Here is a 15,775-nt window from a genome sequence, read left to right as displayed (position 1 = left end):
CGGCTTCTGGGCCCGGGTCACAGGCGCGGCCATGACCTGGCCGGGAGGAGGTGTGCCCCCGCCAGGCGCAACATGACGCCCGCGACACCGCCCGGTTCATGTACGACCAACTGGCCGCACAAGGCAGCGGCTGTTATGCCACCAGTGGAGTCCCGGGCAACACCACCGTGGGAGACCTGCTGCGGGACTGCATCCACGTCACTGGCGCGGAGACCGAACCGGTGTGGGCCAACGATTCCTCCCTGTAGGGGCGGAACGTTGCCCGATGGAGCGAACTGCCCCCTGTGAGCAACAGACTTAGCCTTGGCGGCCAGCACCTGGCGGACACCCTTACAAAGGGCTCTGACAGCCCGACTGCGGTGCCGCCCGGCTTCCGGGACTGTCGCCGGCACCTGGTGGGCACTCCGGAGCAGCGAGTACCCGGCGCCGAAGTACCTGCAGGGGCAAGTCCCGTCGGGCTGGACCAGGCGGCGGGCGTACGGGCGATTTGGCACCGCGTCATCATCGAGCTTCAACCAACTTGAAGGTCGACACCGACAAGCACCGACACCAACCTCATGGCCAGCAACAGCTAGTGCAGGGCCGAAAGGGAATGGCTGGTCATCAAGACCGCTGAAGGCGTGTTCGTCCGCTACCGTTGCACCTTCGCCTGGCCCGGACCGCGTATTTCCCCCCAGTGGTTCGACGACTTGATGGGTCCCGTCACGGAGGTGGCACCGGACTCCCATCACGCCGTGCGCTCCATGGGCTACGACGGCGCGTTCTCCGGCGCCTACCTGGTCGAATGATGCCAGAAGTGCAGACCATCGGGGATGCGCCGCTCCGCCACTAACTTGTCGGCTCTCATGGGTGTAGCTCTTGGCATAGGTGCATTCGGCTTCACACGTCTGACCATCACCTGTGTCAAGGATTCAGACCCGTACGCCATCCGATATCCAGGCCCGTCGAGTCCTTCAGGACCTTGTTCAGAGCTTCGACCTCTCCCTGGTCTTCAAGCAGCGTGCGGGGAAGGTGATCAGAGGAGAGAGGGCCTGTGCCGTGCAGAACGTCGTCGTAGGCCGACGCCACGGCAGCACTGACCAGCAGATTCGTGGCTTCATCAAGGTTCACGTGCTCCGCTGGCCACCGGTACTCGCCCTGGCGCACCTGGAACACGGGGAACAACCACCACATGTCCCGGTCGGGGTCGATGAACCTGAGCGCCCGGTCATCCAGGAAATTGACGCCGTAATGAGTGAGCGCGCAGGCATCCTCCTCACGGAGATGAAGCAGGTGTGAGGCGCATAGGAAGGAAACAGCCGGGGTGCGTTCGGCGAGATGCATGTGTACTGTGGCAGCCTCCCGCAGCGTGGAAAGTCTGGACAGACGGGATACCACACGCCCCATCCGGAGCCCGCTGCGTTTGGCCAGCACGCGCTGGAAGTGAACCGTCGACTCATGACTCGGGTGCTGGAATTCCAGGTCGCTTTCCCAGTCCGCCATCGCCTTTGCCGCCGCCGCGAAGCGGTAGGGAGGGTACAGCTCTCTCCAGTCGACGGACGGGTCGGCAGAGGTCAGGCCCGGGACGACCGGGTTCAGTGCGAAGTCGATCAGAGCCAGGACGACGCTTCCACCAAGGTCCCTCCCCGCCAGAGCGCTCGCCAGACGCCACGGAAGCCCGTACTCGCCGCTCATCTCCTCGAGCAGGAACTCCCGCAGCATCGGGTCGGACATCCGCATGAAAGCACCCTCGAACTGGAAAAGCTCGTCGATCACCGCCGCACACTCAAACAAGATTCGAGTACTGAGCGGACCCTCAGAGGTGTGCACCAGCTTGAGTGGACCCACAACGCTGACGCGTGTTTCCTCAGGGTGATCTACCATCTCCACGCCCGCGCTCTGACGCCATGCATCTTCCAATGAATTCTCAAACGCCGCCTGGACATCCCAGGACGTAGCATCGAACTCCGTCAGGCCCTCCGGGTCCAGTAGAACGTAGTAGGCATGGTAAAGATTGAGCCAGTCTAGCTCGTTGTATCTCAGCTCTCCGCTTGTGTGCTGGGGATAGCGCTCGAAGGAGAGAAAGGGCAGTCCGTTGGCCCGGCCCTCGTGGAGGATCTCGGTTTGCTGCTGGCTCATGCGGGAGATCGTGTACGCGGCTAGTTGATCCCTCGTACGCCGTAACAGGCTCAATAGCACACCGACGGTCGATCCGCGGTACCGCGCCCAATGGCTACTCTCATGGACGTAGGTCTTGTGCCAGGAACCGACCGCGGTTATGAGGTCTTTGGTACGAGTACGGGTCGGATCCTGGAAGAGCATCTGGCTTCGCAGATTCAGCTCGGCGCCGCTGGAGTTCCGTAGGCGAGGAGAGTGGACGGTCATTGGCCCGCGCCTTCCGCGTCCTCCCCGACACCTTCGGCGCGAGGACCCACCTCATCCACAGGTCCACGGTCACGCGCCCGCTCGACCAAAGCCTTGAGGGCGTCGTACAGCGTGTTCGTAGCCAGTCCGGCCGCGACAGAGATGGCGAGCTCCGCCCACTGCGCGTGACGCAAGGAATCGCGTCTGTCCTGACGGAGGGGCGTGAGGGCAAACGAGCATTTTCCGGCCAGGTGCGGATCCAACTCGATCTCGCGCACGAGCACCTTCAAGTTCGCGGTCTCACCCCGGTATTCAGTGATCAGCATGACAGGAGCCTACAGTCGCCCATCAGCCCTTGGGGCAGGTTCAGGGCACCCACCTCATCGCCGGGAAAGGCATCGGAGCCGGCGAACCGAACGACCGGATCACTCCAGTAACCTACCGTGATACCAGGGGGAAATCGCCGACCCTCCGCGCCAACCACCGGCGCCGGTCCCAACCAGCCAGTACATGCTGCTACAGGCATCGGGCCAGGCGCCGACGTTGGCCGCAGAAGCTGTACAGGTCCGCCGCGGCAGTGGGCGTGCTAGGGGTAGACGCCGAGCTCGTAGTGAGACACCCCGGCGTAGACAGACACGGTGCCGTCGGCTTCTACTTCGCCCCAGGGGCGCTCCGGGAGCGAGATGTCCAGGAAGCTTGGACCGCAGCCCTCGCAGCAGTCGAAGTGGTCCTGCCACATTGTCACGTCAGCTTCGCTGCTCGGGTTGCGCATCGTGTGGATGTCGTGGCCGGTGCACTCGTCGTTCGGGCAGGGTTCGCCGTGTCCGCAGTCCGAAGTGCCGCACGGACAGGGGCGGGTGCACGGTGCTGGTTCCCAGTCCTGGGTGGCTACCGCGCGTTACTGAGGCGACTTCCGGTCGGCCGTCAGGGCGTCCACGACTTCTCGTCGGGTTGTTCCGGTCGCTTCCTGGAGGGCGTGAGTGAGCGCGACCACGTCCGTGAGATCAGGCTGGGAGCCCGACAGCCAGATGGTCGGTGCTCCGGAAGGTTCGTCGTCGTTGCGATAGAGGCGCGCGAAGAAGGAACGCGTTCCCGTGTCGTATCCCCAGTCGCTGCCCTGGTCCCATCCGTTAAGCGGCAGGGGGAGAGTGAAATCTACGACGATTCGCTGTCCTTGCGGCACGTAGAGGGCGGTCATGCGATGCCAGTGACAATGCGCCAGGTCGTCATGGACGACAGTGGTACAAGTGTCGTCCAGTGCCGGGTTTCCTCGGCAACGCCGCTTGGATCGGTGGGTGCGGCAATACGTCTCCGTCGCTGGGATGAGTTGATCGCACTGCCGTCCGGCCTCGTCGCCGGGTGCCAGGCAGCGCTGGCGGTGGGCAGCTGTGGGATGACCGTTGACCGCAGCGCCGTCAGCCCGTTGCTGTTCGATCTCGCGGTGGATCCGGGCGACGCTCTCGTTGCTTGCCGCTCCGGGCAGCGGGTAGACCGTTCCCTTCGTCGTCAGCAGGTTCGTGAAGGTCTCCGGCGCAAGTTGCGGCTCCAGGAGCAGCCGCAGATCCTCGTCGCCGACCGCGTACTCCACGGCCTCTCCCGACCTGAGGACGGTGCGCAGGCGTCGGCTGGTGATCAGTCCCAGCCAGAGCTCCAGCATCACTTCGCAGTCGTCGGAGACCGGCTGGAAGAACCAGCGCTCCTCCGCGTCATCGATGGTCCTGATGCCGCGGTGCGCCTCCGTCCGCGACGCCTTCTTCGCTCGCTCGCGCAGCCCTTGCGCGCGGGCCAGGGTGGTCAAGTCCAGACGCGCAGCGTAGCCGGCGGACAGATGTCGGGCGGCATACAACGTGTCCACTGTCTTCGCGGCCAGTGCGCCAACGTCCAGCAAGTCGCCGTAGGTGCGCAGGCACCGATAGTCGCCGTCGAAGAGATTGTGGCCGATGATCAGGTCGACGTCTTCGGCGGCCACGTTGAGCTCCGACAGATTGTGATCTCGAAACGTGCGGAAGGAGCGCTGCCGCCAGATGGCCTGTCCGGGCACGCCGGCGGCTTCCTGCCGTTCCATCACCAGGAGGCCCACGACGTCGACGTCCCAACGCTCCGGCAGGCTGCGACCCGCCACCCGCGCATAGTCCACGTCCAGCACCGCCACCGTGCGGGGCGCTCCCGCCGGCAGCCGTCCAGATGCCCGGGTGCTGTAGCCGGGCGCGTGGCCGCCGTAGCGGTCAGCGGCGACGATGCTGGGGTCGGGCGCCACGATCGGAATCCACGTCTCCATGACCTCCGCGCTGGCGTAACCACAGTCCGCCTTGCCGTGCGTGCACGCCGAATGCGCCACGTACAGGGCGAACCCCCGTCGGCGCAGGTCCAGGCCACCGGGGTCTTCGGCGAGTTGCTGCTCGGAGAACACCCAGTTGTAGACCGGAACGGCCAGGTCAGACTGCAGGTACCAGCCTGCCTGAAGCGGCGCACGCGGTGCATCGATCTGCGGTGAGAAATCGGATGAGTACCCCTCGGGTACGTACGCCGTAAATTCCAGGGGCGGCAGGCCGGCTTCTCTCAGGCCGTCGATCAACGCCTGAAAGCCCCAGCCGCGCGAAGGCACACGCGGGCCACCAAGGCTGATCGTGGCGGGCAGTTGCCCCTGCGGGCGAACCACTCCGGTCCGCCGGACAGACGACGGTGGCTTCTTCTTCCGCTTCTTCGGCATGCGAGGGACCGTAGCCGCCCCCACTGACAATGCCCCCTGGAAGAGCCGATCGGCCTCGACCTCTGACCACGGCTCATCAATTGAACGAACCTGATGCCACGAAGGATGGGGCTCGGGTGCCCTAGGCGCGGTCAGGGAGCGGTGGGTTGGCAGGGAGCCGGTCCACCGATCCCTGCCGTCCTTGCCGGTGGTGACGCTGCCATGGGCGGTGCCGAAGCCGGTCACGGACAGGTCGATCTTGACGCCGGACAGGGAGGTGGTGGCCTCGACGGCCAACGAGACCTTCCTGCCCGCGGTGGTGGTCTCGACGCTCGGCTTGATGTGCAGGGTGTACGGGCCGGCGTACTTCTTCGCCTCGTCGATGTAGCCCTCGGCCAGCGTGCGGGCCGTCGGCGACACATTCGGATAGCCCAGGCGCTGCTTGCCGCAGGATCCGTTGATGGCGTACTTCCCACCGGCCAGGAACTCATACGTCGCGGCGCCGACGGCAGCTGCCTGCTCGTTGGACTGCGTCTGACCGTACTTGCCGATCAAGTAGGAGGCGTAGGCGAGGTGTGAGTCGGGGACAGCCTGCCTGATCTCGGAGGACGTCCAGTGGGTGACGGTCTTCGGGCCGGTGTAACCGCCGGTGGCCTGGGGGCCCTTGCGCTCGGGGTCGGCGCAGTAGGTCTCGCTGTCGCCCCAGACCTTGATGCCGGGCGGTCCGTAGGCGCCGACGTGGGAGGTGGCGGCGTTGCCGTCGGAGTCCGGGATCGTGTAACTAGGCCCGAAATCAGGCGGCTTGGCGTCGGCGCCCGGGCGATCGGCGTCCAGGCGAGCGTGCCGACCACGCCGGCGGCGACTACGGTCGACAGCAGCCGGACGGTGCGAGGTGTGGCGCCGGTGCGCATGGGGTGGTGGTGCTCCTGCGGTGCGGTAGGTACCGGTCCCGCGCAGCGGGGACGGTAGTGGTGAAGCCCGCGCCCAGCGGGCCTGGAGGCGGAGGGACAGCGGAAGGAGAGCAGCGAGGCGTGGCCGTCAGGGGATGCGGCAACGGCGTGCGACAGTGAGCGGTGCGGTGCCTCCGAGGCCGGGGGCGGAGGACGTGAGGGTCATCGGTTCCGGCCCGCACTCTCGGCAATCGTGAACGCACGCTCGTCGCCAGGGCCGGGACGATGGGCGCGTGACGGGTGGTGTGGGAGAACAGGTCGGAATGCCGCCACGAGGGCGGTGTGCACTGTGCGGTTATGGCCGGTGGTGCGGGGGCTGGTGGCGGCGGCGGCCGCGGCCACTGGCCGTCGCACCTGCCCGTCCTGCCCACGGTCGGCGGTCTTTCTGACCGGCCGGGCAGGTGGCGTTGAAGGCCGTCGTCGCGGCCATCGGTGTCACGGTCCTCAGCCCACTGCTGCTGACCAGCACCGCCGCAGTCGCCGCAGCCGGCGGCGGCGCAGCCAGCGCCCGCCCACGGTGACTGCGCAGGCGAGGCCGGATCGGTCGACGCCGAAGCGGTCGCCAAACAGGCCAAGGACATCCTTGGCGGGAAGGGCGGCGAGAAGGTCTCCGTCGAGGGGCTCGAGCTACCCGCCGGGCAGATCTCACCACCGGCTCGACCACAACCCCGCACGGCCAACGATCATCCCCCGGCCGACCGCGGCCGAGCGTCACATCTGGGCGATCGACGAGGCCGTCAGTTTCCTGCGGCACTGTTACATAGCCGATCCGCTCATGGCCGACCTCGTCGAAGTCCTCATCGGAACCGGTATCCGCAAGGAGGAAGCGCTCGCCCTGCGCTGGTAAGACGTCGACCTGTACAAGCGTGTCCTCTATATACACGCAACACTCTCGGCGATCGACAACAACCGTCTCGTGATCACCACACCCAAGACGCGTGCCAGCAGGAACTGGGTCGCCATCTCCGGACGCGTCGCCGCCGCCTTGCGCCGCCGCAGATACGAGCGATGCCCGTCAACCGCCCAGGGGCTCGAGGGTGACTTCGTCTTCCACCGCAACGACGGCCGACCACTCCACCCGGAGTACACCCTCAACCGCTTCCATCTGCTCGCCCGCGAAGCCGGTGTCTCCCGCACGACGATCCATGATCTCCGGCACCTGTCGGCCACGATCTCGATCAACGCCGGCGTCCCCCTCACCGTGGTCTCCAAGACGCTCCGCCATTGGACGCTCTCCACCACCGCGAACGTCTACAGCCACCTGACCCCGCAGGCCGCACGAGAGGCTGTTGACGTTATCGACAAAATCCTCACCCGGGCCGACCAGCCGCCCACTCCCCCACAGCCAATCCCCGCACCGCGACCGCCCTGCGACCACATCGCCCAGCTGCACAACCAGATGACCATCACTAAACAGCCCACCAGCACCAGGATTTACGGCGGACCGGCCCCGGCAGCCGTGAACACTTGCGACCACCTCGCGACCACAAGCCAACGAAACGCCAGAAAGGCCGTTCCCTCACTACGAGGAAACGGCCTCTGAACTGCGAAAATGCAAGTCGGGACGGCGGGATTTGAACCCACGACCCCTTGACCCCCAGTCAAGTACGAAGCCGCCGCATCCCCGACAACCAGGGGAAATTACCGTGACAGTTCGCTCGGTAACGCACCGGTTGTCCGGTTACATGCAGGACGTGTGGTCCCCAAGTGGTCCCCAAAATCACCACCACCTCGGCCGCCTCCCACAATTCAGGGATTGCCAGCTGGCCACAAACCCAGCGTAACGCAGCTCGCATCGAACCGCCGAGCGCTGGCACCGGAGGACGACTCGGCAAACGACCCCGCCCCGTCAGACCGGCCCACTCCCGACTGCTAGCCGTCTCCCTTACCACCTGGCAGTGGAGCGCATAAGGCCTCTTACTAGCCAGCCTGACGCCGGCTCGGGTCGAAGTTCACGCGGTCAAACACCTACCTTCCAGCGTCTTGATCACCCTGACACCGATCATTCTTGCTGGCGTTGCACCGCCGGTGTGCGGGCCGCATGTTGACATAGGTGTGCGTCCCCCCGCGTGCCAGTGGCACGACGTGGTCCACAGTGGCGGCCTCCGGATCAAGGAAGTGCACGTCGCGGGGGATCGGTCGTGCGCACAGGTGGCAGTGCCAATTGTGGTCGTCGAGTACGTCCAACGGATCGACGTCTTCCATGTCTACGCCAGGGCAGGCGCGGCGTTCGGCGCTCGCGCGAAAGCCGGCGATTCTTGTGGCGGGCTGGACGGAGAGGTATGCGGGGAGCACTACCTCGTCCGGCACGCACGCAGGTGAGCAGTGCAGTGGGTCGTCAGTGTGCGTCATGGTGCCGCCGCAGGTCGCACACGAGCGGCCGAGTCTGGCCTGGTACTTTTCGCCAAGGAAGTATGCGTCGAGGCGTCTTCGCAATAGGCTCATGACGTCAGCTGCTCTTCCTCAATGACATCCGGGTCGGGAACTTCGACCTCTCGGTCGCTCACCCGCCGTATGCGGCTGCTGCCGAACGTCTTTGCCAGGGCCGTGTAGGCATGATCGGCGTCCTCCTGCGACTCGCATGCGATGGTGCGCTCGCCGGAGCGTGTAAAGGGGACCGGAATAATCCCGTCGAGCACTTGCGCGAAGTGTCGGCCACAACTGCACGACCGCGCCCCCTTGAGCCGTACGCCCATCATGGAAGCTGTGGGCAGGCGTAGCCCTGTCCCGTCGTAGCAGCACTCGATGAGGTCGCTTCCGACCACCTCGGCGAGGGCTCGCTGTGCCTTTCCCGCGGCGGTGGCTGAGGGGAAGGACAGCGTGCGGGCGGTGCGGCTTGGCCGGGTGTACGGGCCAGTGGGTGCGGCATCGAGCAGTTGATTGACCATGTGCCAGTACTCCAGCTTGCACATTGGCCGCAGCTTTCCATCGGGCAGGGAGGCACGAGCAGCGGCGCGCTTGTCGGCACGCTCCACAAACCTGCTGTGTCGCAGCCTTGCCCGCTCGGTCTCTTCGAGCACGGCCTCCGCCTCGGCCTCCGCCGTGTCCCACCTGATGCCCATGCTCTGCTGATCCGCAGCGGATATGCGTACCGAGTGAACGGAACTTTCGAGCTCGGATGCAAGGACCTTGGTGTTCGCAAGGGTCAGTTCGGTGAGCTGCGCCCGGTCCTCGTTCAAGTACCGATAGAGCCGGTCAAGCACGGCGCGCGCGGCGGGCTGCGCCGAACCGTCGACGGCAGCTTCCTGCGCGGCCGCGTGCAGCGCGGCGTGGAGAGCGGTTTCGTCGATCACACCAGCGCAGGCCGCCTGTCCCACTTCGGGCCACAAGGCCGCGGCCCACCCGCTGTGCTGCCTTGCGACGCGCTGCTCGAACTCCTCGACATGGCTCAGAGCAGCCTCGGCGACGCGGGCCGCGCGCTGCGCCTCTGGCAATGTCGTTGGCAGCCCCTCGCGGGTCCACTCACTCGCCATACGTGCAAGTTCGACGGTGCGCTCGAGAATATCCCGCTCCACCTCCGTCAGGTCGGTGCCGCGCAAGTATTGGTCGAACACCGCGAACGTGATACGCGCACGCTCCACCGCGCTCACGGTCCCGGCGGAAGCATGGGCGCGCAGGGAAGCCAGTACAAGAGCCACACCGCGGGACGCCACCTCAAGCGGCACTTCCAGCCAGTTGCGTCGAGTACGGCCCCCGGTTGCCGTGGCGGAGCGCGCGGACCGGCGCGCCAACCGGCTCGCGTGCGGCCTCATGTCGTCAAGGTAGGCCAACACAGCACGGGCTGCCCATTCTCGCTTCTCCTCGGCCCCCCATCCCTCTGGTAGCCCGCAACCCATCAACCGTTCCATACGGCCCGCCTCCTGAGCCAGGTGCGCCACCACCTCGCGCGCGGCCGGGCTCATCTCGTTAGGAGAGTCACGCAGAGCTACGTCCAGCACCTTCCGCTGTGCCGCCACGCGTTCGACTACACCCGCCGCTCCCCCACCGTCCGAACCTTCCCGGCCTCCCGCGGAATCGAGCTGTGCAAGCACCGGGGCGAGCCCGGCATACGGACGACCGTCATGACCTGTTCCACCTGTACGCATCCCGAGATCGTCACCGCTGGCCAGCATTCCTCGCAAGGTGGCGAAGCCCTGGCTGTCCGCAGCACGCCTCGCTCGGCCCCCTCCAGCCCAGAACAGCCGAGCACGTGACCGACCAGATCGGATCTCCTGGCTGCGCTGCTGCGACTTCCCGTCCTACCCCGCATCCTCGAAGGCGAAGAATCCGCCCACAACTGCGGCAAGACCATCGACAGCGTGAACGGCACCGACGATGCCAAGCTCGCCATGGCCCTGCAGCTGCGTGCCCATAAGTGAGCCTGTGCGACATCGCCCCCGCCTCGTCAAAGGAGTGAAAGCCCGGTCAGAGCTCGTCGGCTAGGTCCTCCCAGTTCATCTGCTGCAGCACGACGCGCGTTGTGGCCAAGAATTGCTGGTGACGTGCTGGATCGCTCTCCAGCCTCTCCATGACTTGAGCGAGAACGACGGCAGCACGCATAGCCTTGGACTGAGGATCCTGCGCATTGTGCACATACGGCAATATTTGGGCATTAAACTCATCCCATGAGATGGGCAGGTTGCCCTCTCTGTGAAGGTCGATCCACCAGGCGCGTGCCGCATCAGCGCTGACGAGTACTTCTCCCCTCAGATGACTGATCCGGTCGATGTCGAGGTGATGTCGTAGCTGTTGCTCTTGACGAGCATCTTCGTACGCCTGAGAGCGCGCGCGGTCGTCGGGGGCGAGGCGGAGTGCAATGCTCGCCCTGATCTCCATCGCAGATACCGAGCTGTCGCCACGCGATACGACAAACTCGCGGTCCGCTATGAGGCGACCGTCCTCGTCGCGGCCATCAACGAGTGGCTGTGACCCTCGGCCATCACACGATGAGATCCACGTTCCACGTCTCCGGCAGATCGCTGCCGCAGAAGACGCAGACGAAGCCGTCCTCGCGCACGATGTTGTGCTCCTGGCAGTCAGGACACCGGCGGAACACCACCTCGTGGGTGAAACTGGAGGGCCGTTCGATCCCTACGTCGTCCAGAGCACGAGCGACTGCCGACCAGGAGCCGATGTCGGGGCAGTATCCGGTGGACTGGTTGCTGACCGAGCTCAAAGCCCACCGGTCCCGCTCGCGCACGAAACCAATCTCGTCGGCACTCAAGACCATGGCTCCGCCGGCACAGGTCACGTGCTCGCTCCGTCGCGGCGCCAGCCGAAGCACACCATCCACGCCGACCACGAAGGTGAACGGTTCGGTCAGTTCTGCTGCCGATAGCTCAGCGATCCAGCTGTCGAAGTCAGCCGCCGAGCCGATCGGGCACCCGCCGCTGTCAGGCCGGACTGCAGCCTTTAGCTCGACCGGTCCGACGTATCGGTAACTCTGCCCCCGCGCACTCACGTCAGCCAACCTAGAGCACTTCCGACACACGCCCTTGGCATGGTCCGCACCGAGCACAAAGGGGCGTGCCGGCAGGGCGCCCTACCCAGTCCAGCCAGCAAGGCGGAGCGAGCGTGGTCAGGAGCTGGTCGCGTGTGGGCGGTCATGAGATGTCATGGCGGCCAGCCTCGGCCTGGGCCTGCAGGCGGCGGACGATCTGCCACCACTGCCTCGCCCCCCGGGAGTACCAGTGGTCTTCGCCGATCGGGCGCCAATCGGCGAGTTCGCTCAGCTGGGAAATGATCGTCTCCAAGTCGGCCCGGGCGTATCCAGCTCGCTTCGGGTCGAGCCTCTCGGCGATGTCGTGGAGCCGGTGAGCTGCGCGGTAGTAGGAAAGCTGGGTGTCGGTGAGCCGACGCGCCGCGTAGCCGCCACACTTGCTGCACCAGTCGAAATCGTCCCGGGCAAGCAGGTCCCCGACGGTCAGCAGGTCGTCATCGTCGCTGACGCCGCGCTCCCGGGAGTGCCTGCACAGCGGCGAGTGCCCCTTAACCTCGAATCGCGGATCGGCGTTGGTGGTGTAGATCTGCACGTCGGCAAGCACGCCCAGCGGAATTCCGCTGCCTCCTCGCCACCGGTCACTGGCGGGCGGTTCGAACGGCTCGAGGTCCAGGCGCCTGCTGGTGAGCAGGCCCTGCCACACATCGTGGGGCACTCCACGCCGACGGCTCCCGCTGTCGAGGGTCCGAAGGTCATGAACGCTCCGGGCCACAGCGAGGCAGCGGAGGTTGCGTTCGATGTCTTGATCCCTGAAGGTCAGCCACGCAGTCGTCCGCGCTCCATCGGTGAGGCCCAGCCAGTCCCCGAAGCGTGGGTCATGCACGTCGTGGACTCGCTCGGGCCAGATACTCTCCCGCCCTTCCGGCCTCCGGCCGATCTCACCGGCCCATGGCTCGATCACACTCGAGGGAAGGTCCGAGGCACCGGCGATGACGACCCCGTGCCAGCCGTTTGCCAGCCGCTTCTCGATGGCTGCCAGCGGCAGCACCTCGGCCCCATTGCTCGTCGAGAAGACGATGTAGAGCTGGTCGGCGTCGGGCGAGACGGTACCCAATGCACGGAAGTGATCGGCGGTGACCGGGAGTCGGTCGCGAACTGGGGTGTCGTCGAAGACCCCCGGCTGGACATGGCTCGCACGATCGCTCGCCTCCCCCTCCGCGATGGGGTCGTCTCCGCCGTCGTGGAGTTCGCACTCGATCGGGTAGGACCGGGCAAGGAGCCGGTCGGCGATGAGATCGGGGACCTGAAGGGTGAGAGTGCGGCGGCGCCAGTCGGCATCGGCGAGGTAGGTGACTAGCACACCCGTCGTCCAGCGGTCCAGGTTCGCCAGGAAGCCCGTCTCACGGGAGTGCGCCACGTCGTCGCCGATCTCCGGCAGGCGCGCGATCACGCGCCTCGTGGGCACAGGGACCGCTGAGGACGCGGCCGTGCGGGCAGCGTCCTCCCAGGAGGCGACGAGGTCCTTGGCACCGTTCACAGCCTGGTGATAGCCCTTGCGGTTGCTACGGATGTGACGCACCAGGCTGTAGGCGACGTAAGAACGGTCGCCGGGGCGGCCCCAGCCCTCCGAGGCCCTGCGCTGCCACTCGCCCCACAGCGCCTTCACATGCTTCGCGATGTCCGCGCTCTTTCCCAGCGCACCGAACGTTTCATCGTCGAGGGGGAGTTCCGGCTCACTCATATCGGCCACCGCGGCGGCCAAAAGAAGCCCCGCCGGATCGACGAACAAGGCCGCCTGCGCCCGCAGAACCTCCAGGTACCGCTCCTTCGCCACCAGCTTCGGCTCCGCCCAGTCCTCGAGCCAAGGGAACATCGCAGCGATGACCCGGGCCTGGTGCAGGCTCTTCGCAGCATCGCGCCAGTCATCGAACACCCGGCCCCGAAGCCACTCCGCCTCGTCACGCGCCTCCTGTTCGTCGGCGTCGTCCTCTTCTTCATCGTCGCGCTCAGCCGTGGACTCGGCCTGGAGGAGGTCAGCCGCGGCCTTCACTTCTTCCTGCTCCCAGCCGTCGTCCGGGTCTGGCGCGGTATAGGACTGCAGCTGGTACAGCAGGCCCACTCCGCCAAGTGCCCCGAGGAAGATGCCCAGCCCGCTCTCCGGCCGCGCCCATGAGCCCCACTGCGTACACCGCGAGCACAGCCGCCCGATCGTTGCCGCGTTCAGCGGAAACTCTGCCGTCGTCACGTTGGGTGTTCGCAGTTGGGTACAACTGCGCGTGGCGTGCAGCTTGGCGTTCTTCCCTTTGGCCGAATGAACAGTGACCGGGGTCCCCTCGAACGGGCCGAGCGGTACATCAGCGGTCAGCGAGCAATCGAGCATGGATCCTCCCCTGATCGGGCTCGGCTCACGAGCCTAGCCCCGGACACTGACAGTGCCAGCTGGCCCCTCTGGGTTCAGTTGCCGGCCGCCAAATGCTGCTGTGGCACGAGTACCGAAGAAGCAGGACGCAGCCCTGCAGTCGCGTTGTGAACCCTCCATCGGTGCAACCTCTGCGCCTGCCCGACGGCACGATTCGTAGGACCAGACTGCTCGCACTCTGCAGCGGATCCTCTTCTAGCGTCAGTTGTCTTGGTCGATCCAGGCCGGCGGGACAAGGGCCGTGTGCCCACCGCGCCAGCGTTCTGCGACCGCGGTGTGGAAGATGTCGTCTTCCAGATCCGCGTGCTCCATCACGATCACCTGGAAGTCTCCGTCAAGGTGGCTCACAGTATCGTTGATTGCTTGATAGACCCGTAGCAGTGAGGTGCGGTCCTCACCGGCGAGATCTACTTGGGGTCCGTCGTAGTCGGATGGAAAGTACACCTGGGACGGCTGGTCGAGTACCAGGAGTCGCGGCAAAGGACGTCCCTGCTCGGCGAACCACTCATGCAAACTCAACAAGGCCGCGATGTGGTATCCAAGCCAGTTCTCACCACTGCCCATGTCGCTCAAGGGCACCGGGCCGCGAGGAGTGTCAGCCACGATGCTGAGGCGACGCAAGTCCAGTCGTACAGGATGTTCGGAGTGTTCCAGGCTCAGTGCGCGAGCTTTGGCCGCGATCTTCTGATTGATCAACGAGAGGCAACTGGCGAGCCGATCGGCTTGCGTGTCTGAGCCGAGCGCCTCCTCAAGGTCAGTGATCTCCCGTTTCAGTTCTTCACGCGTATCAGCGACGGGTGGAGCGTGTTCGGCGCGGGCCGCATTTTCGAGGAAGAGACTGATCCTGCCCTGGACAGAAGCCGCGCGGAGAGCCTGGCTGCGGAAGCGGGCCGCCTCACGAGTGCCGGCGTCCAGCGCTTCACGCTGCTCACGGTTACGGACCACCTCGGTGCGCAGTTCCTGAAGCCGCTCTTCCTCGGCAGCGATCAGGCCCTGGATGACCGGGGCGTCGTCACTGACGAAGGCAACGTCGGAGTCCAAACGCTCCAGATCCTTACGGATCACCTGGAAGGTCTGCTGTACCGGAGAGACCACGCTGTCGCATACAGGGCAGTGCTGGCCGGTGCCGTCAGCTGCGGCCCGCAGCAGGCCGAGGGAGGCGAGACGTTCACGCTGGTCGCGGGCCTGGACCAGATAGTTACTCTCTTCGGCCAGAGCCTGGCGGAGCTCTGTGATTCGTGCCCTGATCTGCTGATGCCGGGAGCGCAGTTCCTGTCGCTCGCGGTCCAGGAGGGCAGCGTGGTCGGTGGAGTCGGAGTACTCGAGCTGACCGGGGGCGTAGGTGAGGACGGAGGCGAGGATACTCAGCGCCTCGTCGAGCCTGACGGTCTCGTCGGCACGGGCGGGCAAGAGGCCTACACTCTCAGCCTCAGATATCAGGGCGCGGGCCTGTCCAGGCGCGGGAGCTGCTTGGGCAGCCTGAGCGATCTGCCTCTCGACGTTCTTGAGCTCTGCGCGCAGCTGCTTGAGCCGGGCGCGGCGTAGGGCCTGTTCCGGTTCGACTGCTCCCAGGAAGTAGGGCAGCGTGTCGCGGATGGCCTGCGGCCGCCACTCATGGCCCTGGGAGTGGAATAGGTGGTCAGGGTTGGCGATTTCGTTCTGTGCCTGAAGGCAAAAGAACAGAGCGTGGCGAATGGACGGCGCCATAGTGGTACCGCGCTGCGCAGGGATACGGACTGTTCGATCGATGCCACAGAACTCGCTGAGCAGGCGTCGAGCGGCATCCAGGGGAAAGGCGAAGTCGATGTCGCCTCGGGATAGCGGGGGTGCGCCCGCGCTCTGGAACTGCAGACACAGTCGTCTCGGGAAGCAGGCTATCGCCCGTCGCACCTGTGCCCGGGTACGAACGGCACGTCAACGCACCCGTGTTCACCCGCGGGTGTCGCCCGGGGGCT

General features: G+C 65.9%; 12 protein-coding genes and 1 tRNA gene. 2 read left to right on the top strand and 11 right to left on the bottom strand.

Features of this window, described 5'->3' with window-relative positions; genetic code table 11:
* Positions 1–98 precede the first annotated feature (98 nt).
* A complete protein-coding gene (locus AB0K09_RS17785) occupies positions 99–248 on the top strand; it encodes a hypothetical protein (RefSeq protein ID WP_366066307.1) in 150 nt (49 codons plus the stop codon).
* Between the two features lie 655 nt (positions 249–903).
* Here AB0K09_RS17785 and AB0K09_RS17780 read toward each other — a convergent pair.
* From AB0K09_RS17780 to AB0K09_RS17765, 4 genes are all read right to left on the bottom strand, one after another.
* On the bottom strand, positions 904–2,118 hold the full coding sequence (locus AB0K09_RS17780) for a hypothetical protein (RefSeq protein WP_366066306.1): 1,215 nt from the start codon (positions 2,116–2,118) through the stop codon (positions 904–906).
* A gap of 242 nt (positions 2,119–2,360) precedes the next feature.
* Positions 2,361–2,669 (bottom strand): hypothetical protein, encoded by a 309-nt coding sequence (locus AB0K09_RS17775; RefSeq protein ID WP_366066305.1) that lies wholly within the window; start codon positions 2,667–2,669, stop codon positions 2,361–2,363.
* A 260-nt stretch (positions 2,670–2,929) separates the two neighbouring features.
* On the bottom strand, positions 2,930–3,088 hold the full coding sequence (locus tag AB0K09_RS17770; RefSeq protein WP_366066304.1) for a hypothetical protein: 159 nt from the start codon (positions 3,086–3,088) through the stop codon (positions 2,930–2,932).
* Between the two features lie 153 nt (positions 3,089–3,241).
* Positions 3,242–5,587 carry a hypothetical protein gene (locus tag AB0K09_RS17765; RefSeq protein WP_366066303.1) on the bottom strand — a complete coding sequence of 782 codons (2,346 nt, stop codon included), beginning with the start codon at positions 5,585–5,587 and terminating at the stop codon, positions 3,242–3,244.
* Positions 5,588–6,838: 1,251 nt separating this feature from the next.
* Here AB0K09_RS17765 and AB0K09_RS17760 point away from each other — a divergent pair.
* On the top strand, positions 6,839–7,525 hold the full coding sequence (locus tag AB0K09_RS17760; RefSeq protein WP_366066309.1) for a tyrosine-type recombinase/integrase: 687 nt from the start codon (positions 6,839–6,841) through the stop codon (positions 7,523–7,525).
* 16 nt (positions 7,526–7,541) lie between these two features.
* Here the strand turns inward: AB0K09_RS17760 and AB0K09_RS17755 are convergent.
* From AB0K09_RS17755 to AB0K09_RS17725, 7 genes are all read right to left on the bottom strand, one after another.
* Positions 7,542–7,608, bottom strand: a tRNA-Pro gene (locus tag AB0K09_RS17755).
* A gap of 342 nt (positions 7,609–7,950) precedes the next feature.
* Positions 7,951–8,187, bottom strand: coding sequence for an HNH endonuclease (locus AB0K09_RS17750; protein ID WP_366066308.1), 237 nt, complete (start codon positions 8,185–8,187; stop codon positions 7,951–7,953).
* Positions 8,188–8,423: 236 nt separating this feature from the next.
* Complete coding sequence (locus AB0K09_RS17745; protein ID WP_366066302.1) at positions 8,424–9,572, bottom strand: hypothetical protein; 1,149 nt, start codon at positions 9,570–9,572, stop codon at positions 8,424–8,426.
* An 814-nt stretch (positions 9,573–10,386) separates the two neighbouring features.
* Positions 10,387–10,797 carry a hypothetical protein gene (locus AB0K09_RS17740; protein WP_366066301.1) on the bottom strand — a complete coding sequence of 137 codons (411 nt, stop codon included), beginning with the start codon at positions 10,795–10,797 and terminating at the stop codon, positions 10,387–10,389.
* 103 nt (positions 10,798–10,900) lie between these two features.
* Positions 10,901–11,422: a hypothetical protein gene (locus AB0K09_RS17735; RefSeq protein WP_366066300.1), complete on the bottom strand. Its 522-nt coding sequence runs from the start codon at positions 11,420–11,422 to the stop codon at positions 10,901–10,903.
* A gap of 142 nt (positions 11,423–11,564) precedes the next feature.
* On the bottom strand, positions 11,565–13,781 hold the full coding sequence (locus AB0K09_RS17730; RefSeq protein WP_366066299.1) for a hypothetical protein: 2,217 nt from the start codon (positions 13,779–13,781) through the stop codon (positions 11,565–11,567).
* A gap of 240 nt (positions 13,782–14,021) precedes the next feature.
* Positions 14,022–15,527, bottom strand: a complete 1,506-nt coding sequence (locus tag AB0K09_RS17725; RefSeq protein ID WP_366066298.1) for a DUF3732 domain-containing protein — start codon at positions 15,525–15,527, stop codon at positions 14,022–14,024.
* Positions 15,528–15,775: the final 248 nt, after the last annotated feature.

Source organism: Streptomyces sp. NPDC049577 (assembly GCF_040675635.1).
Taxonomy (GTDB): Bacteria; Actinomycetota; Actinomycetes; order Streptomycetales; family Streptomycetaceae; genus Streptomyces.
This window is presented reverse-complemented; position numbering and strand designations above follow the sequence as displayed.